The sequence below is a fragment of the Erythrobacter sp. JB1-4 genome, from assembly GCF_057365025.1.
In genome coordinates this window covers 2,286,220-2,305,784 of sequence record NZ_CP200292.1, presented here as the reverse complement: position 1 = coordinate 2,305,784, position 19,565 = coordinate 2,286,220, and the positions used below count along the sequence as shown (strand labels likewise).

Below are 19,565 nucleotides of genomic sequence, written 5' to 3'. Positions count from 1 at the left end.
CCGCCTGCAAGCACATGAGAAAAACCGTTTTCCTACATCAGGCATGCGCGTCATGATGGCTGCGGCTCTTTCACAATCAAATCCGGCGGCGAATTGCGCTTACAAAGTGTCACTTTCTCGGCAAAGGCAAAGCATTGATAAAGCTTGGCTTGTTGGGAATTTGTGTTGGAATAAGGTGACACATGTGTCACCTTGCATTTTGTGCAAGTGCGCCGCGATGCTCAGGAAAAGCGGCTTAGCCTTCGGCTCGCAAAGCATCATCGGGCACGATCTGGACCGTCCAATCCAGGCCCAATCGCCCTGCCAAAAGCCGCATGTCTTTTTCGGTTGAAAGGCCAAATAAATCGGCCTGTGCTTCGGCAAGTTTTAGCGTGAGCACATCGTTCTCAACGCTCAGGCGGCTTTCCTGAAGGGATCGCCGCGAACTTGCCCCCAAACGCCGCGCAAGCCGCACCGCAAGCCCCCAGCAAATCGCCTCATCCAGCGCTTCTTCACTCGCCAAAGCGGTGACATCACTGGGCAGATCAAGCGCATTGCCATTCGCCTCTATCGCCGCTGCAAGCATTGCGCGTTCTTTGCTGCTCACCGCGATCCAGCGTTTATGCAGCGCCCAATCGGTCGCTTGGGGAAGCCTTATGTTCGGCTCGATCTGCATAGAGGCAAGCGCGAGCATGATCGAGGCCATGCGAAGCCGCTCGCTCCCATGTTCGCGCGATGGGGCAGCATCCACCGTCCAAGCTGCGATGCGCTGTGCCAAAGTCACCGGCGCGCCGCGCTGAGCTGCAAAAACGGAAACCCCGGCAAGCAGCGGATCACGCGATTGGGTGTGTTCGGGCAAACCTGCGTAAAGCAGCCCTTCGCGAAGACCCCATGAGGAGAACACAATCTTACTGGGTTCAAATCTGGACAGCATCGCCTCTGCCAGAACAGAGGCATCAGGCAATTTTTCAGCGCGCATCGAGGACACCCGGTCGCGCGCTTTCAAAGTGTCGATGGTTTCATTTGCAAGAGCCTTCCCGATGAAGCGCTTCGCCTCGCCAGGTGACAGCTCAAAGCCGTGCGGATCAGAAAGGGGGTGGCCTTCTTCCTGCATGGCGTACACGGCCATGGTGCGAAGCGTCCCGCCGACCAGGTATAGCGGCTCATCGCTGACGATATGTGGCGCGCCCTTCTTGAGCGCCTTTTCAAGGGCCTTGCGCATGGCTGCGCGGCTATCGCTGCGAAAATCCGGCAGGCGCAAAGTGCCAAGCGGCAATGACACGGCCTCTTGTGGGCCATCGTCGGTGAGGCGCACCAGCTCCAGACTGCCGCCGCCCAGATCAGCAACCGTCCCGCGCGCGCCGGGGAACGCTCCCATGACGCCATTGGCGCTCAAACGCGCTTCTTCTTCGCCTGAAATAATCTTAGGCTTGAAGCCCAGCTTTTTAAGCTCAGCGATAAATGCCTTGCCATTGCTAGCCTCGCGCACAGCAGCGGTCGCCACCGTCTCCACATCCTCCACCTTGAGGTCCCGAAGAAGCAACGCAAAGCGCCTGAGACCGCGCATCGCCAGTTCAATCGCCTCATCGGCAAGCACACCCTTGGTTCCGATATCGCGGCCAAGTTTAGCGGTGACTTTTTCGTTCAGCAAAATGGTAGGCGCGCGCATTGTGCCGCCATAGATGACCATGCGCACTGTGTTTGAACCGATATCGATAATCGCGCGCCCCGGCGTATTGCCGGAAAACGTACCGTCGCGGTCACCGCGCCGTTTTGCAGAACTCATCCAGAGCGACCTTTGCGCAAAGAGAGTTTAGGCACCCCGCCCGCTTCCAAAGCACCGCCGCGACCTGACAATGATGGGTTCGTCATAAAATATCTGTGGCAGTTAAACGGCTTGCTGTCACCTTCAGGTTTTGCCTCAACCCGTGTATAACTGCCATCTGCATGGAGCCACCAGCTCCCCTCGGTGTCCAGCATATTGGCAAGCAGGACCTGCTGCAAAATCTGATCGTGCACAGTGCGATTGCGGATCGGAATGAGAGCCTCGACGCGGCGGTCAAGGTTGCGGCCCATTAGGTCAGCTGAAGAGATATAAACCAATGCATCGGGCCCTGGCATGGGCTTACCATTGGCGAACGCGTAAATACGGCTGTGTTCGAGAAAGCGGCCAATGATGGACTTGACGCGGATGTTTTCTGACATGCCGGGCACACCGGGTTTCAGACAACAGATACCGCGCACAACAAGCTCCACCGAAACGCCTGCATCGCTCGCGGCATACAGCCGATCGATCATGCCTTGGTCGGTGATCTGATTGCACTTCATCCAGATTGCCGCAGGCTTGCCTTTGCGCGCATTGGTGATCTCTTTGTCGATCCGCTTATAGATCGTCTCACGCAGGTTAAGCGGCGCAATAGCAATGCGCTCAAGACCAGCTGGCTCGACATAGCCGGTCACGAAATTCATCATCTTAGCTGCATCCTGACCCAATTTCGGATCAGCGGTGAAGAAGCTCATATCGGTGTAAATCTTAGCTGTGATGGGATGATAATTGCCCGTGCCAAAGTGGCAATAAGTGCGAAAACCTTTCTCTTCGCGCCGAACAACCATCGCGACCTTTGAATGGGTTTTCCAATCGGTAAATCCATAAATCACCTGAACGCCTGCACGCTCAAGCTTGGTTGCCCATTTGAGGTTTTGCTCCTCATCAAAGCGGGCTTTCAATTCGACCACGGCGGTCACAGACTTGCCGTTTTCCGCTGCCTCAATAAGAGCATTGATGACCGCCGATTGAGAGCCTGCGCGGTACAGAGTTTGTTTGATCGCCACCACATCGGGATCCACTGCTGCTTGGCGGATGAAGTCAACGACGACCTCAAAACTCTCATAGGGGTGGTGGACGATAATGTCCTTCTCGCGAATGGCAGAGAAAACATCGCCATCATGTTCACGAACGCGCTCGGGATAACGCGGGGAATAGGCATCAAACTTTAAATCCGGGCGATCCTCATCAACAATCTCGGAAAGGCCATCGATCCCGATCATCCCGTCAGTTTTGATGACGGCAGCCTCGTGCACGCCCAATTGTTCAAGCAAGATTTCTTCAGCTTTCGAGATCGAAGTCTTCCTCAAGCTCTAACTGGATCACTTGCCCTCTGCGGCGGCGTTGGATGGCGCTGCGGAAGGTGCGCACCAGGTCCTCTGCCTCTTCCTCAATCTCGATATCGCTGTCACGCAGCACACGGAACAGACCATCGCCTTCAATCGTAAAACCGGGAAAGAGCTTCTTCGCATACCGCTGAATCAAGGACGCGATGGAAATGTAAACCGCCTCGCCCGCACCCGCGATATCTCCCGGCACTCGCACAAACCGTGGGAGAGCGGTCGGAATAAGGATCATCTCAATGATCTGCTCAGCATCCTCGTCTCGGGTCAGCGTAAAAAGCAGTCCCATGCCCTCGTTATGCACGAACGGAAACGGGTGAGCCGGGTCGAGGGCCTGCGGGGTAATGACGGGCAGGATCTCTTCAAGGAAGAACGCCTCGAGCCATTGATGCGCGGCAGATTTGATGCGTTGTTCATCAGCAATGTGAATATCGGTTTCAGCAAGCAATTCGCGGACATCTCGCCAAATGCTCTGCTGGCGTGTGGAAATCGAGGCAAGCTTATCGCGGATTGCTGTCAATTGCTGGCCGGGTGAGCGACCATCGATTGCAGGCTTATCGATCCCGCGCTGGGCTTGTCCCACAAGGCCTGCGACGCGGATCATCATGAACTCGTCGAGATTGCTTCCGGAGATTGAGAGAAATCGCAGGCGCTCAAGCAATGGATAGCGCTCGTTCGCAGCTTCTGCGAGCACGCGCTCATTAAAGGCAAGCCAAGAAAGCTCGCGGTTGAAGTAAGCCTCACCGCCGGGCGCAATCACCCCTTGCGGTGCCGAGGGAGGTGATGCTGCTGAAACGGCCGGTCCAGCAACCGCCTCATCACTCGCCTCATCATTGGCTGCATCAACGATCTTTGGGCTGCTCATCTCAGGTCCTGTTTCCTTCGCCTCGAACCCAATGGCGGATAGCATGAGAATGTTAAAGTAGTGATTTGCTTTCCGCGATTGCTGAAATTCCGCGCTTGCCACCTGCGTCGCGGCCCAGCTGAACGATCACATCAATCACGCTTGCTGCATATTCGATGGTGTCTTGCCGGGTCAGCCCGATCCCTGTTTGCATCACCATCAAAGACAATTGCTCTAATGCACCGCGCAATGAATTGGCGTGGATGGTGGAGAAACTGCCCGGGTGCCCGGTATTAATCGCCCGCAGGAAAGACACGCTTTCCGCGCCGCGAAGTTCGCCCAAAACGATGCGGTCCGGGCGCAAGCGAAGAGCGGCTTGAAGAAGTTCGTTTGGCGTAACTTTCGCCTCGCCAAGTTCACCCTTGACCGCAACAAGACCCACCGAATTCTCGCCTGGAAATTTAAGCTCAGGCGTATCTTCGACCATTACCACACGTTCTTCGCGCGGTATTTCCCCCATCATCGCGTTGAGAAATGTGGTCTTTCCGGTGCTTGTCCCACCAGAGATCAGAATGGTACGGCGATTTTGGATAGCCTTGCGCAAAAAGGCGATAGGTTCGCTGGACGGGTCAGGCATGGTGACCGCGCGCTCACCTGCGAGGGGGCCTGTGTCATACGCATCAAGCGGCAGATCAAGCCTGCGGTGGCGGCGAATTGCCATAACCCAATGCTTTCGGCTTGCAGGTGGCCCGCAAAATTGAATGCGCGCGCCATCGGGAAGGGTTGCACCCAAAAGCGGGTGTTCGCGGTTGATACCCTGATGGCTTACCCGTGCGACCTGTTCTGCAAGGCGTTGAACCAGCCGGTCATCAATCTCGGGGGTGTCGAGTTTCTTGATCCCGGGATCACTCGCATCCTCGACCCAAACCTCGCCAGGCCGGTTGACCATAATCTCGGTGACGGTGTCGCGTTCTAACCAGCGTTGGAATGGCGCAAGGTAAGCCTCAAGATAGACGCTGCGCTCACCGCTGATTGGCGCATCCTGCGATGCCCCCTCGTCTGCAACACTGCCCGAGGCAATCGAGTGAATGTCTGCGCTCACCTCCGGGCCAATCACTGGGTCACAGAGCTGAAATCAAGATCGCGCGCGGTAAAGACACGGATTGGCTCACCCATGCGCACGCGGATAGTGGGGCTGATCGCGCCATCTTGCTGCGCAGCGACAGAAGCAGCGCCCTGCCCTGCTCCGCCAAGGATCACCGATGTGCCCCCGGACGCAAGCGCGCCAAGCCCGCCAACAACCGAAAGCAGCATGGCAGAACCAAAGCGGCGGAAAAAGTGGTTGTTGACATCACCCTCAAGCCCGGTGGTCCCGTCAAAGCCAACCGCAGGCGAGGCAATATTCACCGATGCGCCGTCGGGCCGGATCAACCTTGTCCAAATGACATAGGCACGCTTTTGGCCTTGCTGTACGCCGGACTGGTACTGACCAATCAAGCGCGAGGATCGCGGGACAAGCACTTTGGTGCCATCGAAGCTTCGCACGTCCTGACTGACGACCGCGCGCACATATCCGGGCACGTCGGTGTTGATTGCGGTTTCAAGGATCGCAGGGATCATTGTGCCTTCGGTTACCGTGGTCGAAGGGTTGGTCATGGGGCGGGCCTGAGCAGGCGCGCCGCCTACACCGCCAATGCGACTTGCAAAAGCGGCTGCTGCACCGCCTGCACCGTTTCCTTCATTGATGGCTGTGCCAGGTGCCGGCGTGGCTGCTGCCTCTGCTGCGTTAGCCGCCTGACGTGCGGCCGCGCTTGCATCGAAGACGAGCGAAGGGCTGGCGAAGGGATTGACCGCAGGACCCGTGGCAGGTGCGTTTGCAAGCACTGGCGCGGGCGCAGGGTCAGGACGCGGCACTTGCGGTGCGACGGGTGCAGGCACCTCCACTTGTGCAGGAGCAGGCACGGGCTGTGTTGCGGGTGCGGGTGCTGCGGTGCCAACAGTTTCGGCTTGAGGCAGCTCAGCTGCGTTCATCGCCCAGAAGGTTGTCGCCCCAAGCAGACCCACAATCGCCACTCCCGCAGCAAGGCCAAGCCCTTCGGTCTTTGTCTTGCGCTCAGCAACAGCGGAAAAACCGTTGCGACTTGCAAGGTCAATGATTTCAGCAGATTCGCTTTCTCGCGGGTCGACATTATCGGAGCCGCCACCGCCAGACTTTGACGGAAGTCGCATAGCAAGACGCATCAGATCATCTCCCTTTTATGAACTCTGCGCATTTATGAACCCTTCCCAGGGCGCAAGTCAGCGCTCGCACTGCGCGAGGGCGCAGGTCCCAAATTGGTAAGCGTGGCGCGCTCTTTGCCCGAACGCAGGATAATCTGCGAGGGGACCATATCAAGCACCACGGTTTCGCCTCGGACTGTGAAGTTTACCGGCCCCTCGTCGCCATCAGCATTAGTCGTCAAGATCGCTGGGATCGCGGTGCCAGCAGGCCATGTCAGGAACAACGCCTCACCATCATCATAAGCGCGCGCCGGGAACAAATCGCGTTCGCCTTCAGGGGCCCAATCGAAGTTGAGACTGGCAGGATCAATCACTGCGTAAGGATCGCGCGCTGCTGCAAGTTCGATCGCATTGGCCTGCTCTTGCTCGGCCTGTGCTGCAGCAGCAATCCGCGCTTCTTCGGCGGCTTTCTCAAGCTCGGGATAACGGAATTGCAGCACATAAAGCGGCGCATTGCGCGGGCTTGCGACAAGATCGAACAGATATGTGCGCCTGCTTGTCACCACAGTCATATTGGTCCGCGCAGAGGTCGCGAGCGGTTTGACGAACAATAAGGTCTGTGCCTGATTGGGTTGCACTTGCCATGCGCTGCTGTCACCGATGGCGACATTCTGGATCGCTTCGTCAGGTGCAAATTTGATGGTTGTTTGGACCTTCACCTTGCCGCTGATCGTATAGACTTGAGACTCGTCAAAAACCTGCGTCACAAGGCGCGGATCAGCCGGCATGCCGGGCTTTGCATCCTGAGCAAAACCGGGCGCAGCAAAAGCTAGCGCGCCTGCAAGAAGAGAAAGCCGAAAGTACCGGCGGCGGATCATGAACGTGTCTCCGATTTGGGGGGCGCGCCTGCCGAAGGAACAGCAGAACGGAAGCGATTGCCGATACCCCGCGTACGGGATGCGGCCGCGGAAGTGGGGGCTCCGGCATTGCCAGAGTTTGCGGCGTAGACTTTGGTTTCGCGAACAGTGACCTGGCTGGAACCACCGCCTGTGTCATTGGCTGCAACAGATGTTGGAACGTTCACATCGACCCGGCGTCCTGTCCCCGGAGCAACGGCTGCGGGCGCGGTTTGGGCCGCGCGTGTTTGCGTTGGCGCAATCACAGGCACTGGAGGTGCGCGATAGGCATCTGGATTGGGCTCAGTCACGATATCGGGGGTCGCAAAGCCAAACACCTGCCATCCGCTGACCATTTTGGCGCCGACATAAAGAACCATGAGCATAAGCATACAATGGACAAAGCCAACGAGGAAAAAAGCCATAGCCGCTTGTTGATCGATCACACCGGGGGTTGAGACCAAAGCGGCAAGGATCGGCACAGCCATTTCAAGCATGATCGAGCCGCCAACCACTGCGAATAAAGGCGCAAGTGCGAGCATCACCAAACCTTTGAGCCAGCCAACAAAAAGCCCGCGTGTGCCGTTGAATAACGCCAGAACCACGAAGATCGGCCCGACCGCCAACAGCAATGCTAACCCAATGCGTGCAGTGACCAAGAGCCCTACTGTGCCGATCAGAAGCAGCATGGCCCCGATCCACATCATCCCCGGAGGCGAAAAGGCGCTGATATCCGAAATTCCGGTGCTGGCCTCTTGCACTGCGAGGAATACGATATCGAGCTTGAGCGCAAAGGTCGCAGTAGCCGACCCATCGCTATCGGTGAGCACGCCTGCCAGATAGTCGGGCGTCGCAACAAAGACATTGTAAAAGATCGTTGAAAAAGCGGCGAAGCTCGTCGCAAAGGTCAGCACCAGTCCAAGGGTGACCATTTTGGGGATCAAGGCTCTGACAGAGAGGTTCGAGCGACCCAGTAGAAGCGAAATGCCAAAAAAGGCGACGTAGAGGGTCAGCACGATCATCAGTGCAGCCCCAAGCTGACCGTCCGCACCAAAAAGCCGCTCAAACGCCTGCTCGCTGACCTCGCTGGCAATGCAATCAACAGCCGTCAACGCTCCGGCAACACCAGAGCCCATTTCCTCAGCGGCAAGATCGCAAGCGCTCGTCATTCGGCAACCTGCCAGATAGGTGAGCCGTCCTCATTCACCTCGCCCCCGCCATCAGGCCAAGGACGGTTAGTGAGTGCGGGGAACCAAGCACTTGGCTCATCACCCACCGCCTCACGCAGGAGATCAAGTCGGCGCACTGCTGCCTCACGGCCTGAGAGAATGGTGAGCACTTCTGGCGCGCCTGACAGGTCAAGCCGCACCACAACGCTCGCATCGGGCTGACGCACAAGGAAACAGCGCGAGTGGGCAGGAAGCGTGCGAATAAGCGCCAATTCGTGCTCGGTGAGGCCAAAGCCATCGCAATAATCCTCAGGCCGCGCGCGGCTGTTGGGCATGAAGACCATTGTGGCAGTCTGTTCGACCAGCGCGGTTGAAATGCGGCTTTCAAGAGCATCTTTGGCGCTTTGCGTTGCAAATCCGACGAGCGCGTTGCGTTTACGCAAAGTTTTAAGCCAATCGCGAATACGCGCGGCAAAGACCTCATCATCCAGCGCCTTCCAGCCCTCGTCGATAAGGATCATGGTGGGCTCACCATCCAACCGCTCATCAATGCGGTGGAAGAGATACATCATCGTTGGCGTGCGCAGACGTGGATTTTCTAGCAGCTGCGTCATGTCAAAGCCCAGAACCCGGTTGTCGAGGTCGAGCGCATCGGCTTCATTGTCAAACAGCCACGCATGCTCACCGCCCTCACCGGAGGCTGTGCCGATCCATGCACTCAGTCGGTCGGCCAAATCGCCCGGCTGCGGACGGCGCGCGCCTGCCAGAAGCTCTTTAAAGTGGCGAAGGCGGCGCAAGGAAGGATCATTGGCATAGGTCGCCTCGACGGCCGCGCTGATGGTGGCAAATTCCTCAGGGCCGTTTGCTTCAAGCAACACGCCAAGCCAATCGCGAAGGAACGCCTTGTTGCTTGCCGTGTCAGGAAGCGAAAGGGGGTTGAAACCGGTGGGTTCGCCCGGATTAATCCGGTCATAGCGTCCACCAATGCCTCGGATGAAGAGCTCTGCCCCGCGGTCTTTATCAAACAGGATGGTGCGAGGTTTAAACTTTTGCGCTTGGGCCGCGAGGAAGTTCATTACAACGGTTTTGCCTGAACCCGATGGCCCAATAACCGAGAAATTGCCCAGATCACCATTGTGGAAGTTGAAGAAGAACGGCGTCGCGCTGGTGGTCTCCAAAAGCGTGACAGCATCGCCCCAATGGTTGCCGCTTGCCTGCCCCAGAGCAAAGCCGTGGAAGCTGCCAAAGCTTGCCATATTGGCGCTGGAAATAAGCGCGCGGCGGACAACAAAGTCCTCATTGCCGGGGAACTGCGCCCAGAATGACGGCTCCAAATTGGTATCTTCGCGCACCGCAATTGCGCCAGTGTCGGCAAGCGCTGCAGAAGCAGAGGCGCAGGCATCATCAAGGGCTGGTAAAGTGCGTTCACGCACAAGGACGGTCAAATGATGATCGCCAAAACCAACCGCGCCATTCCCCAATGCATCGCGCGCCGCCATCATATCAGCGCGCTCTGATGCTGCCTCTTCGTCAACCGAACGCGACCGGCGAAGCGCCAAGTCAATCCGCTCACGCGCCGTTGTCCGCTCATTAGGAGCATAGCTTTCGGTCACGATCATTTCGAACGGCAAGCGCAAAAGCGGGTCAAGCAAGCCCGGCGAAGTTGCCTCGGGATACTCCTTGAGGCCCAATATCGCGGCGAATTCTGGCCCGCCAGACCCCTTAAGCTCCATCGCATCAAGACCAAAACTTGCGCGGCGGTAAGGCACCATGTGACCAATATCGGTGTCGTCCGATGGGCGGCGCACGGGGCGCATTTCACCATTATAAAGCGCGGAAAGGAGCTCCAGCATCTCAGAATGCGTGCCGCCGCTTACCGGCGAGGTGTAATCGCCAAGGACGCTGGCACCGTAAGACGAAAGCGCCGCGGTTAGGCCTGTGACCGCTGCCTTAAGGCTGCGAATGTCTTTGGGATCAGCTTCGAGTTCTTCTTGCGTGGTGCGCGAGAAGAACTTTGCCATGCGTTCAGGCAGACCCGTTTTACCACGTGCCGGGCGGCGAATAAGTGTGACAAACTGATCGTTGATGAACAGCGAGCCCCCCGCAAGCCGCTCCTTCCACCGCGCATCGATATGTCGGGAAAGCGGATCAGGAAATTCTGCGTCCAGCTCCACCTCAACTCGCCTGCGGATGACGTGGTGATAGAGGACAAAGCGCGCATCCAGTGTCGAACGAAGCACCACCTCGCGGGTTGCAGCATGCGAATTGAGGGCATCGGAATCTTCGGTTTCAAACAAAAGTCCCGGCACCTGGATGGCGCTCATCACCGACCCATCACGCAAAAGCACGGTGTTTTCATCGACCAAGCGCTCATAAGGCAGGCGATCACCAACCCGCGCTTCCTTAGCGCTCCAGCTTGCAGGTCCTATCCATTTCACCATTCGTACAGGCCCTCCTTAAAAGGCCTCAATTCTTATGCGTCACGGCGTGTAGCTGTTACAGCCCCAGCGCTTAAAGTTTGGAATGCGCGGGCACTTTGACACCTTGGCAATCCAGAGGTCGAAAATACGCGGTTCGCGCAAGGATGCAAAATAGCCGATCACATGAATGACAAGCGGCAATAAAAGGAACAACAAGCCCCAAACGCCCGTCAAAAGATCAGCAAGGATGAGAAAGGCAATCATCGACACAGTGATGTTGATGATAAAGAACACCATCGTGACGCCTGCAAACATTTGTGGGCGCGTTAAAGTGCGGTGAACGGGATGGCGGATGAGATCGCTCAAAGCGCTATACCCCCGCGCCGCCAGCGATCGTTGCCACCAAACGCGGTGCCCCAAAAATGATAAAGACCCCGATGATCACGGTCATGCCATAGCGCCAATTCATTCTGCCCGTCAGCATCATGAAACCAACGCCCGCCACAGCCATAACCGCAAGAGCGGTCGCAATCGGTCCAAGAAGAATGCTTTGCATCCAAAGCAGAGCGCTGGTGATCGGGTCACCGCCCTGATTGGCCGCCTGTTGAGCTAAAGCAGCGCTTGGCGCGGTGAAAAGCGCAAGGCCTGCACATAAGCGGGCCAATAAAGGGGCAGGCATGCGAAAAAGCGATTTCATTATTATTCTCATATTCCCTTAGACGTAACGACGGCGCGGATATTCCAAACCCGCATATCTTATCATTGTGCAGCCATTGGCACAGCATGAACAGGAGGGCGCGAATGATCGGCGAGACGGCCCATGATTGCCGCGACGTAATGCTTTGTCTCGCGAATGTTGGGAACACCGTCAGCGCGAATGACGCGTCCGGGGCCTGCGTTGTAAGCGGCTAGCGCTTTTTCAAGGTTCCCCTCGAAGCGGTCGAGCTGTTCACGCAAATACCGTGCCCCGCCCTCAAGGTTTTGCATGGGATCGTCGGGGTCCACCCCCAGATCGCGAGCGGTTCCAGGCATCAGTTGCGCAAGGCCGCGCGCACCAGCGGGAGACACCGCCCCTTCGCGCCAACGGCTCTCTTGCCAGACAAGCGCCTCTAGTAAAGCGGGACTTAAATCAAAGCGATGAGAAAGCTCGGCAATTTTGGCCGCGTATTGCGCAGGAATGCCCGCTGCGTGAGCTTGCGGGTTGGCAATGATGGTGTCTGATATTGCGAGGCCGCTTACATCCTCTACTGGGCTTGTAGTCAAAAGCTGTTCAGAGGGTTGCGGGGTCCCCCAGCAACCCAGCGAGCGCCTTGCTGGGTGACTTCCAAAACGTCAGCATAGGCAGGTGTCGCAATGGCCATGCATGCCATCGTCGCCGAGATCACAGCGATAATATGTCGGTTCCCCAATGCGAGAATCATTGCGCATCCCTTTCCAAGACACGGCCAATGTCTAGCCTATATGACGCCCGCGTGACACCCTGTGCTTTGTCACGGCTTGTATGACACGTCATGCTGACGCAAAAAAGCGCCGAGATGATAGCAATTGAGCTGAGCTCAAAAGCTGCCATCCGGCGCTCATGATTGGTAGCCGTCTTTTCTTAAGACAGCTTGTTGACCAAAAAGCCTGACGCTTAGTTGCGAAGGGTAAGTTGGTTAGACTTTGCAGGCGCTGGCCGGAATTCGCCGCGCTCCAACATCGCAATAGCTTGTCGCGCCAGTCGACGCGAATTGGTTGTGCGGCCATCTGCTGTGTCGAGCTCAACAACGTCGCGCGATGCCAAAGCGGCTTTAAAATTGGTGCGCGCCTCGGCTTCATTTCCGATCTGCGCTTGAGCAATTCCAAGATTTATCAGCAAGGCAGGATCATTTGGGTACTGCTTCAGCTGGGCTTTAATAAGCTGGATTGCCTTTGTGGTTTCGCCATCAGCCAAGCTTGCAGAGGCCAATCCAGAATCTGACGCCTCTTGGGCAACCGCTGGAGCAGCGGTCGCCATACCGATTGCCGCAAGAGCAACGAGGCTGGATTTGGTCACATTTGACAGGTTCATATCCCATCTCCTTCTCAATAGATGAGCAAGATGACGGATCTTTCACAAAAATGCAATATATCTGAAACATTGTCATATTTCTGAATTTATTGAGGTGATTTCTCTTTATTATCAGCAACTTTGACGATCTTGAATGTTTCACTTTTGTTACGGTTATGAGAAATTTTCTGCGTGGTCTATTTTTGTGAAAGCAGCAGAATGTAACTTCCAGCAATTGTGACAAAAGTTACGCGGAAACCTTTAGGCCGCAAAAATTGTGTCACATCCGACCCCTAGCTGGGCGGCACGCGATCAGAATCGCGCCTTTTGATTCTCGGTTTTTAGGGGACCCCTCGCTGTGAAGAACATTCAACGCACTCTCATCCTTGGTGCCAGCATCGTTGCGCTTGCTGGTTGCGGAGCGGACGAAATCGTCTCGCCTGGTACATCAGGTGACATCATCATCAACAACCCTGCTCCAACACCTACGCCTACGCCAACGCCAACGCCTACAGGTTCTGCGGTTACACCTGCTGCTGGCTGCCCGACGATCGCTTCGACCGGTGGTTTGACCGACGATGGCACTATCTCTGGCCCAACGGGTGAATACCGCGTTTGTACTCTTCCAACGACGTTTGACGCAGACGACAACCTGCCCTTCATCGACGGTCTGCTCTACCAAATCAGCGACACCGTCACCGTTGGTGCAGACGAAGGTTTCAGCAGCACGGGTACGGAAGTCACTCTTTCGGTTGAGCCAGGCGCGATCTTCTTCGCACAGGCTGCATCCGCTCTGATCGTCAACCGCGGCAACGCGCTCGACGCAAGCGGCACTGCAACCATGCCGATCGTTTTCACAAGCCGTGACAACATCCTGGGCCTCAACAATGACAACTCACAAGCACAATGGGGCGGCATCGTTCTTTTGGGCCGCGCACCGGTTTCTGATTGTCAGGACAACGTGTTCAACACAGCCGCTGCTCCAAATGCAAACGCAACCTGCCAACAGCGTCTTGAGGGTGCAGCACAAACCTTCTTCTTCGGCGGCGGCGATGATGCGGACAGCTCAGGCACCATGGAATTTGTTCAAATGCGCTACTGCGGCTTTGAGCTTACCCAAGGTAACGAGCTTCAGTGTCTGACCACTGGCGGCACTGGCTCTGGCACTACATTCAACCACATCATGAGCTTCAACAGCTCAGATGACGGCGTCGAATTCTTCGGCGGTTCAGTCAACATGAGCCAGCTTGCGGTGATCGGCGCATCGGACGATTCGATCGACGCAGACTCAGGTGTTCAAGCCAACATCGAAGACGCAGTGGTCGTACAACGCGGCAGCACAGGCGACAGCATCATCGAGTTTGACTCGCCAGACGATCTTGCAGACGGCACGCCAGGCAACGCGCTTCCACAAAGCTCGCTCAACGTGAACAACTTCACCTTCGTTCAGCGTTCTTCAGCGTCCGGCCAAGCAGTTCGTGCGCGCGGTGGACCAGCTCTTGGTCTTACCAACGGCGTGATCGACGTAAACACCGATGACAGCGTTTGCATCCGCATCGACGAACAGATCACTCTGGCTGCCATCATTGGTTTCGATTCAGTCGTGTGTGACGGCGTTAACCGCCCAGTTCGCGGCTCTTCAGGCGTCAGCGATGCCGAAGTGCAAACCGAAGTCGACGCAGGCACCAATAACGACCTCACGTTCACGCTCTCACTCACCAACAACTTGGTGAACGGTGCGAGTGAGAACGGTGTTACTGTTTTTGATGCAACGGCTCGCTCCTCGTTCTTCAGTGCCTCGACAGTCATCGGCGCGGTTGAATCAGACCTTTCCGCAGACTTTGGCGACTGGACCTGTAACTCCAGCATCCAAGACTTCGGCAGCGCGACCGGCGATTGCACCTCGATCCCGGTATACTAAGACACGCGCCTTTCAGTTTTAGGGGGCGCAGCGTCAATCGCAGCGCCCCCTTCAACTTATCTAATAGCCCAACCACGGGCATCCCAATTTCAGACCTAATAACAAGGGGGTCTAGTATTATGTCGACCGGCTCGCGCCTCGCTGGACTGCTGCTTCTCACATCATCGCTCACTTTCCCATCTGTACTTTATGCGCAGACCGCTGACCCGGCGGAAACTCAGGACGACGAACTGGCTCAGGACGTTGGTGCCGTGGATGAAGACGATCAGGATGACACGCAGCAACCAGAGATTTCGGTCCCTGGCGGGGCAATCATCGTAACCGGGCGGCGCAATCGCGATCCGGTTCGCTCCTCGACGCAGGTCCTTAACGTTCTTACCGAAGCAGACATCGCGCGCACCGGCGAAGGCGATATCGCAGGCGCCTTGACCCGCGTAAGCGGTCTCTCGGTTGTCGGCGATGGCCGGGTGTTTGTTCGCGGTCTTGGTGATCGCTACTCGCTCGCGCTTTTGAACGGCCTTCCTCTCCCGAGCCCGGAACCGCTTAGCCGCGTTGTTCCGCTCGACATTTTCCCGACCAACGTTGTGGCCTCTTCGTTGGTTCAGAAGACTTACTCTGCCAACTACCCTGGCGAATTTGGCGGCGGCGTGATCAACCTGACCACCAAAGCGGTGCCAACAGAGGATTTCCTCACCCTTAGCGTTGGCGCAAGCGGCGATACCGAGACGACCTTCAGAGAGGGTCTTTCCTATTTCGGATCCGACCTCGATTCCTTCGGTTTTGACAATGGCAACCGCTCCATCCCTTCCAACCTCCAAGCTTTCTTGGACAGCGGTGAGCGCATTGGCGCTGTACCTCTTTCGGTTACCGAAGGCATTGCAGGCCAGCTTTTCCCGACCAACCTCGTGACGCTGCAACGCACTAGCCGCCAGCGCGCGAACCTTTCGGGCTCGATCACGGGCGGATTGTCGTTTGATATTGGCGAAGACACCTTTCTTGGCATCATCGCAACCGCTGGCATCAAGAACAATCTGCGCAATCGCCAGGTTCTCAGCCAAAGCGGTAGCGGCGATCTCACTGAGGTCTTCCAACAGCAAGAGACCTTCATCACCGATGAAAACATTCTGGTGAACGGCCTTTTGAGCTTTGGTCTCGACTTTGGTGAGAACACCATTCGTTGGACCAATCTGTTCATTCGCGACACCCTGAAAACTGCCCGTTTGTCGCAGGCCTTCGACATCTTCCCTGGTGTGACCGGATTTGATTTCCAGAACCAGCAGACCGCTTGGTTCGAGCGCCAGCTTATGGACACCCAGCTTGTCGGCGAGTTTGAGTTTGACCGCCTTAGCGTCGATGTTCGCGGTGGCTATGCTCGCACAGACCGCGAGGCACCCTTCAATTCGCGCTTCAGCTACACACGCACGAACCTTCCCGGTGATCCGTTCGGCGATCAGTTCGTTGCCTATTTCAACCAGCTCTCGGACGCTGGCATTTCGACCGTTGCATTCGATGACCTTCGCGAAGAGCTTTGGTTCGGCAGCATCGATTTGTCGTATGAGCTGCTCGACAACCTCAGTGTGACAGCGGGCTATGCCTATTCGGACACCACACGCCGTTCCGAAAGCCGCGAGTTCCGCCCGTTCATCTCTGGCGATGTGCTCGATGACAGCCTCGTGCCCGCACTCGGCCTTCGCCGTCCTGGTGACATTATCGATGGCGCAACCCTCGCTGGTTTCAACGTTACACTTACCGAAGCGACACCATTCCCAGTGTTTGACGCTGGGCTTGAGATCAACGCTGGCTACGGCCTTGTCCGCTTCACGCCGACCGATACGATCACGCTTGAGGCCGGTCTTCGTTTCGAAGATGCGACCCAAGCCGTGGCGCTTGACCAATCGGTGTTCAACGATCCGATTGCAGGGGCGACCGCAACCAACCTTGCCAATGACTACCTCCTGCCAAGCGGCACGATCACTTGGGAAGCAACGCCAGAGCTGCAACTGCGTCTCTCGGCCTCGCAGACCATTGCCCGCCCACAGTTCCGTGAGCTTGTCGAGCAGGTGTACTTCGACCCGGAAAGCAACCGCGAATTTGTCGGTAACCCGCTTCTGGATGACAGCGAGCTTTTCAACTTTGAGGCGCGTAGCGAATACTATTTCGGCGGCCCTGACAAGGTGAGCATCGCCGGCTTCTACAAGAAGATCGACAACCCGATTGAGAACACTCTCCAGTCGGCATCGGGCGTCGTGCGCACCGGCTTTGCCAACGCGCCAACCGCAGAGCTTTACGGTGCAGAGTTCGACATCACTTATGGCATCGACCTTTATGATCTGGGCGGGACCTTCTTCGAAACGAAGCAGATCCTGATGCAGTTGAACTACACCTACACCCAGTCGGAAATCCAAGTGGGTGAGGATGATGTTTCGCCGATTATCGGGGCTCCCAACCAGCTTGCCAGCCTCCTGTTCGACGACGGGGCACCGCTTGTGGGTCAGTCAGATCACATCGCAAACTTCTCCATCGGTATCGAGGATACGGAAAAGACGCAGCAAGCCAGCATCCTTGTGAACTACGCCAGCGAGCGTGTGACCTTGCGTGGTGGCCCACTGCCCGATGTGGTCGAAGACCCCGGCTTTACCGTCGATTTCGTCGCCCGCACGCACCTTGGACAAATCGGCGAGAACGTCGAATTGTCCGTCCAAGTGCGCAATATCTTTGGCCGCGACAATTTCGAGTTCCAGGAAAGCGACACCGGCCGCCTGGAAATCAACACCTTCGATATTGGGACCAGCTTCTCCGTGGGTCTCAAAGCAGAGTTTTAATCGGCTCCTCTCTCTACCCTCTCTCCAAGGGGCCGATACCTTTTGGCCGTTCCTTTCACACGAAAGGGACGGCCTTTTTCTTTGTGTGGTGGGAGAGCTAAAGGTGCTTTGCCGAGTAGGAAAGCTCAGTCGTTTACCTAGAGGTCGAAGACATACCCGATAGAGCGCACAGTGCGCAGCGGATTGCCACCGCCAGCCGCTTTGATCGCTCGGCGAAGGCGGCCAACCCAGACGTCAACGGTGCGCTCATCCATCGCAGGCTCCGTTTTGCCAAGACCTGCGATGATTTCTTCGCGGTCCATCACGCGCCCTGCGTTCTCAGCAAAGAAGCGCAGGAGCCGGAATTCGTTCGGCCGCGCTTTGATCACCTTGCCCCTCCAGCGTGCCTGAAGCGCGGCCAAGTCGATCACCAAATCGCCTTTTTCAACGGTGTTTAAGGCGTTGGCATTGCCGCGCCCTGCTTGAAGCGCAAGCACCCGGTCAAGCACCACGGTTCGGTCCAATGGGCCCACCAGATAATCATCTGCGCCCGCTTTCAATGCGCGCCTGCGATCCTCGGCATTATCCTCTTCGAGCACCATGGTCACATGCGCATCGGCGAGGCGCTCATCCGCGCGCAACCGGCGGCACATCTCAAGGCCTGCAAGGTCATCCATCACCCAATCGACAAAGGCCCAAACCGGGCCATCGACAAGCCGCCGGGGGCCGTTTGCATCCATGCGATCAAAGGTGAAGCGGCGTTCGTCATGCACAAAATCCTCAAGCCCTTCCCCGAGGTCACTCGTGAGGAAAATGTTGACGATTTCCATGCTGCAAAATGCCCACAATTGCGTTGCGATACTCAGACCTTGCAGTGGCGCAAGTTCATGACGCGCTTGTGACGATTGTGACGGCATGGGGGCAGTGAAAACGACCTATTCTCCCTTAAGCGTGACCTTGTCCATTGGCGGCAATCCCATCGCCATGCCGGTGGGCATTTTGGGGCGGTAAGGCGCTTCGAGTTTAGCGACTTCATCCGCGCTCAATTCGATGTCGAGCGCCGCCACCGCATCGGCGATGTGGCGGGGTTTGGAGGCTCCGATAATGGGAGCAGCGACCCCCTTGGTGAAGTGCCACGCAAGCGCCACGCTCGCCATTGTGTCCCCGCGCGCCTTTGCCACTTCGGCGAGCGCGGTTATGGTTGCGTTGTCTGCCTCATCCTCGGGGTAGATCACCTTGCCAAAGCCATCGGTTTTGGATCGCACCGTCTCCTCACCCAAGGGCCGTGCGAGGCGTCCACGCGCAAGCGGGCTCCACGGGATTACACCCACGCCTTGGTCTTCGCAAAGCGGCAGCATCTCGCGTTCTTCCTCGCGATAGAGGAGGTTCAATTGGTTCTGCATGGAGATGAAGCGGGTCCAGCCATTGCGCCGCGCGACCTCTTGCGCCTTCGCAAACTGCCAAGCGTACATGGACGAGGCACCGATATAGCGCGCTTTGCCCGCTTGTCTGATATCGTGCAGCGCCTCCATCGTCTCCTCAATCGGGGTTTCGTCGTCCCATCGGTGGATCTGGAAGAGGTCCACATAGTCCATGTCCAGCCGCGCGAGGCTGTCGTCGATGGCTTGCATGAGGCTCTTGCGCGAGAGACCGCCGGTGTTCGGGGCCTGTCGCCAAGGGATGAAGGCCTTGGTCGCCACCACAATCTCATCGCGGCTCGCCATTTCCTTAAGGAGCTTGCCCGTGATCTCTTCCGACGTGCCCCCCGCATAGCCATTGGCGGTGTCGAAGAAGTTGATGCCCGCTTCCAAAGCTTGGCGAAAGTATGGGCGGCTTTCGCCTTCGTCCAGCAGCCAATCGCCGTGCCAACCCTTGCTTTTGTCGCCATAGGTCATGCAGCCAAGGCAGAGGCGCGAGACGCTGAGACCGGAGTTTCCAAGCCTTGTGAATTTCATCAGATCGCTCCTTTGAGCACGTCAGTTTTGAGGCAAGTTTGGCACACTTGGCACACTGTCCAGAGGCCAAAAACCCGATGCCCCGCAGACGACCCTAAAAAATTGATATTATTGAATTTTTCAGCGAACATCCGGAAAATCAACCCTCGACACATTCATGCAA

General features: G+C 56.9%; 13 protein-coding genes and 2 pseudogenes. 2 read left to right on the top strand and 13 right to left on the bottom strand.

Annotation, left to right across the window (positions count from 1 at the left end; all coding sequences use genetic code 11):
- Nucleotides 1-235: 235 nt before the first annotated feature.
- From AC0V61_RS10650 to AC0V61_RS10600, 11 genes and pseudogenes are all read right to left on the bottom strand, one after another.
- Complete coding sequence (locus tag AC0V61_RS10650; RefSeq protein WP_486157368.1) at nt 236-1,765, bottom strand: Ppx/GppA phosphatase family protein; 1,530 nt, start codon at nt 1,763-1,765, stop codon at nt 236-238.
- A pseudogene (locus AC0V61_RS10645) lies at nt 1,762-4,012 on the bottom strand (RNA degradosome polyphosphate kinase). The gene AC0V61_RS10650 and the pseudogene AC0V61_RS10645 overlap by 4 nt, the downstream one beginning before the upstream one ends.
- Before the next feature lie 52 nt (nt 4,013-4,064).
- Nucleotides 4,065-5,093: a P-type DNA transfer ATPase VirB11 gene (gene virB11 / locus AC0V61_RS10640; RefSeq protein ID WP_486157366.1), complete on the bottom strand. Its 1,029-nt coding sequence runs from the start codon at nt 5,091-5,093 to the stop codon at nt 4,065-4,067.
- A gap of 11 nt (nt 5,094-5,104) precedes the next feature.
- Nucleotides 5,105-6,232, bottom strand: coding sequence for a TrbI/VirB10 family protein (locus AC0V61_RS10635; protein ID WP_486157364.1), 1,128 nt, complete (start codon nt 6,230-6,232; stop codon nt 5,105-5,107).
- Between the two features lie 32 nt (nt 6,233-6,264).
- Nucleotides 6,265-7,089 carry a TrbG/VirB9 family P-type conjugative transfer protein gene (locus AC0V61_RS10630; protein WP_486157362.1) on the bottom strand — a complete coding sequence of 275 codons (825 nt, stop codon included), beginning with the start codon at nt 7,087-7,089 and terminating at the stop codon, nt 6,265-6,267.
- Nucleotides 7,086-8,276, bottom strand: coding sequence for a TrbL/VirB6 family protein (locus AC0V61_RS10625; protein WP_486157360.1), 1,191 nt, complete (start codon nt 8,274-8,276; stop codon nt 7,086-7,088). Before AC0V61_RS10625 ends, AC0V61_RS10630 begins: the two co-directional genes overlap by 4 nt.
- Nucleotides 8,273-10,717 carry a VirB4 family type IV secretion/conjugal transfer ATPase gene (locus AC0V61_RS10620; RefSeq protein ID WP_486157359.1) on the bottom strand — a complete coding sequence of 815 codons (2,445 nt, stop codon included), beginning with the start codon at nt 10,715-10,717 and terminating at the stop codon, nt 8,273-8,275. Before AC0V61_RS10620 ends, AC0V61_RS10625 begins: the two co-directional genes overlap by 4 nt.
- Nucleotides 10,718-10,756: 39 nt before the next feature.
- Nucleotides 10,757-11,062 (bottom strand): VirB3 family type IV secretion system protein, encoded by a 306-nt coding sequence (locus tag AC0V61_RS10615; protein WP_486157357.1) that lies wholly within the window; start codon nt 11,060-11,062, stop codon nt 10,757-10,759.
- Between the two features lie 4 nt (nt 11,063-11,066).
- On the bottom strand, nt 11,067-11,393 hold the full coding sequence (locus tag AC0V61_RS10610) for a TrbC/VirB2 family type IV secretion system protein (protein WP_486157355.1): 327 nt from the start codon (nt 11,391-11,393) through the stop codon (nt 11,067-11,069).
- A gap of 62 nt (nt 11,394-11,455) precedes the next feature.
- Nucleotides 11,456-12,117 (bottom strand): annotated as a pseudogene (locus AC0V61_RS10605) (lytic transglycosylase domain-containing protein).
- A gap of 212 nt (nt 12,118-12,329) precedes the next feature.
- Nucleotides 12,330-12,746 (bottom strand): tetratricopeptide repeat protein, encoded by a 417-nt coding sequence (locus tag AC0V61_RS10600; protein WP_486157353.1) that lies wholly within the window; start codon nt 12,744-12,746, stop codon nt 12,330-12,332.
- Nucleotides 12,747-13,083: 337 nt separating this feature from the next.
- Here AC0V61_RS10600 and AC0V61_RS10595 point away from each other — a divergent pair, with 337 nt between their 5' ends.
- Nucleotides 13,084-14,646: a hypothetical protein gene (locus tag AC0V61_RS10595; protein ID WP_486157351.1), complete on the top strand. Its 1,563-nt coding sequence runs from the start codon at nt 13,084-13,086 to the stop codon at nt 14,644-14,646.
- 119 nt (nt 14,647-14,765) lie between these two features.
- Nucleotides 14,766-17,468 (top strand): TonB-dependent receptor domain-containing protein, encoded by a 2,703-nt coding sequence (locus tag AC0V61_RS10590; RefSeq protein WP_486157349.1) that lies wholly within the window; start codon nt 14,766-14,768, stop codon nt 17,466-17,468.
- 137 nt (nt 17,469-17,605) lie between these two features.
- On the opposite strand, the gene AC0V61_RS10585 is transcribed toward AC0V61_RS10590, so the two are convergent.
- Together AC0V61_RS10585 and AC0V61_RS10580 are read right to left on the bottom strand one after the other, a co-directional pair.
- Nucleotides 17,606-18,277, bottom strand: a complete 672-nt coding sequence (locus AC0V61_RS10585; RefSeq protein WP_486157347.1) for a response regulator transcription factor — start codon at nt 18,275-18,277, stop codon at nt 17,606-17,608.
- Between the two features lie 105 nt (nt 18,278-18,382).
- Nucleotides 18,383-19,402, bottom strand: a complete 1,020-nt coding sequence (locus tag AC0V61_RS10580; RefSeq protein WP_486157345.1) for an aldo/keto reductase — start codon at nt 19,400-19,402, stop codon at nt 18,383-18,385.
- Nucleotides 19,403-19,565 lie beyond the last annotated feature (163 nt).

Bases quoted from the DNA above. Each gene is read 5' to 3' on its own strand.
- AC0V61_RS10650 (WP_486157368.1), bottom strand. From the start codon at position 1,765: ATGAGTTCTGCAAAACGGCGCGGTGACCGCGACGGTACGTTTTCCGGC.
- AC0V61_RS10635 (WP_486157364.1), bottom strand. From the start codon at position 6,232: ATGCGTCTTGCTATGCGACTTCCGTCAAAGTCTGGCGGTGGCGGCTCC.
- AC0V61_RS10630 (WP_486157362.1), bottom strand. From the start codon at position 7,089: ATGATCCGCCGCCGGTACTTTCGGCTTTCTCTTCTTGCAGGCGCGCTA.
- AC0V61_RS10625 (WP_486157360.1), bottom strand. From the start codon at position 8,276: ATGACGAGCGCTTGCGATCTTGCCGCTGAGGAAATGGGCTCTGGTGTT.
- AC0V61_RS10620 (WP_486157359.1), bottom strand. From the start codon at position 10,717: ATGGTGAAATGGATAGGACCTGCAAGCTGGAGCGCTAAGGAAGCGCGG.
- AC0V61_RS10610 (WP_486157355.1), bottom strand. From the start codon at position 11,393: ATGAAATCGCTTTTTCGCATGCCTGCCCCTTTATTGGCCCGCTTATGT.
- AC0V61_RS10600 (WP_486157353.1), bottom strand. From the start codon at position 12,746: ATGAACCTGTCAAATGTGACCAAATCCAGCCTCGTTGCTCTTGCGGCA.
- AC0V61_RS10590 (WP_486157349.1), top strand. From the start codon at position 14,766: ATGTCGACCGGCTCGCGCCTCGCTGGACTGCTGCTTCTCACATCATCG.
- AC0V61_RS10585 (WP_486157347.1), bottom strand. From the start codon at position 18,277: ATGGAAATCGTCAACATTTTCCTCACGAGTGACCTCGGGGAAGGGCTT.
- AC0V61_RS10580 (WP_486157345.1), bottom strand. From the start codon at position 19,402: ATGAAATTCACAAGGCTTGGAAACTCCGGTCTCAGCGTCTCGCGCCTC.